This is a genomic window from Mycobacterium sp. TH-M106 (genome assembly GCF_057473765.1).
Window position 1 is genome coordinate 1 of sequence record NZ_JBYCLE010000627.1, and the last position, 1061, is coordinate 1061.

3 protein-coding genes are annotated in these 1061 nt (G+C 69.5%); all 3 read left to right on the forward strand.

The window, feature by feature from the left end; genetic code table 11:
* The coding region (locus AC2VOP_RS21070) for a thiolase C-terminal domain-containing protein (RefSeq protein WP_486962771.1) at positions 1-319 on the forward strand (319 nt) is incomplete at its 5' end.
* Positions 316-732: a Zn-ribbon domain-containing OB-fold protein gene (locus AC2VOP_RS21075; protein WP_486962772.1), complete on the forward strand. Its 417-nt coding sequence runs from the start codon at positions 316-318 to the stop codon at positions 730-732. The genes AC2VOP_RS21070 and AC2VOP_RS21075, both read left to right, overlap by 4 nt.
* A gap of 7 nt (positions 733-739) precedes the next feature.
* On the forward strand, positions 740-1061 hold a 322-nt coding region (locus AC2VOP_RS21080), incomplete at its 3' end, for a PadR family transcriptional regulator (protein WP_486962773.1).

The window sequence follows — 1061 nt, forward strand, 5'->3', positions numbered from 1 at the left end:
CGACCCGTTCTCCTTCGAGATCATCCGCCAGTTGGAGGCTTTCGGCTTCTGCGGCGACGGCGAGGGCGGGCCGTTCGTCGCCGACGGCCACATCGCCATCGACGGCAGCCATCCGGTCACCACGGACGGGGGGACCATGTCGTTCAGCCACGCCGGCTCCAACCCGCAGATGATGCAGCGCTCCGTCCGGGCCGTGCAGCAGCTGCGCGGTCAGGCCGGGGACCTGCAGGTCCCGGATGCCCACGTCGCTTTGTGCAGCAACGGGGGAGCGGGCGCCTTGTTCACCACGGTGTTGATCCTGGGAGACGAACCACGATGACGACTCTGCGACCACAGAGCGGCCCGGTGCCGCACGCCGGCAGCGCCCTCAGCGCCCCGTTCTGGGACGGGTGCCGTTCGCAGGAGCTGCGCTACCAGCGCTGCGCGGGTTGCGGCGGGGCGAACTTCCCGCCGACCGAGCATTGCCGCCACTGCCTGTCGGGGGACCTGAGCTGGCAGCGCAGCGGTGGTCTGGGCGAGGTCTACAGCTGGACGGTGGTGCACCGGCCAGTGACCGCGGAGTTCGCGCCGCCCTACGCGCCGGCGATCGTCACGCTCGAGGAGGGCTACCAGATGCTGACCAACATCGTCGGGGTGGCGCCGCACGACGTGGCGGTCGGCATGCGGGTCCGGGTCGAATTCCATGCCGTGGGAGCCGATTTGACGCTGCCGTATTTCACCGGCCAGAAATAGACGTGCCGTGAGCCCCGCCCGCACCGCCAATGGCCTGCCGGTCACCGCCTACCTCGTGCTGGGCGTCCTGGCGGCCAACGACGAGCAACTCACCGCGGGTGAGATCAAGACGCGCGCCGAGCTGTCGGTCGGGCACTTCTACTGGTCTCCGTCGGTCAGCCATGTGCGGCGCGAACTGGGTCGCCTGTTGGCCCGGGGAATGGTCAGCGAGATCGGCACCCGCTCCGGCAAGCGCGCCATCACGCTCTACGAGACGACCGACGCGGGACTCGAGGCGTTGCGCCGCTGGGTGCAGCATTTCCCGGGCCAGGACCAGGTCGTCATCAAGC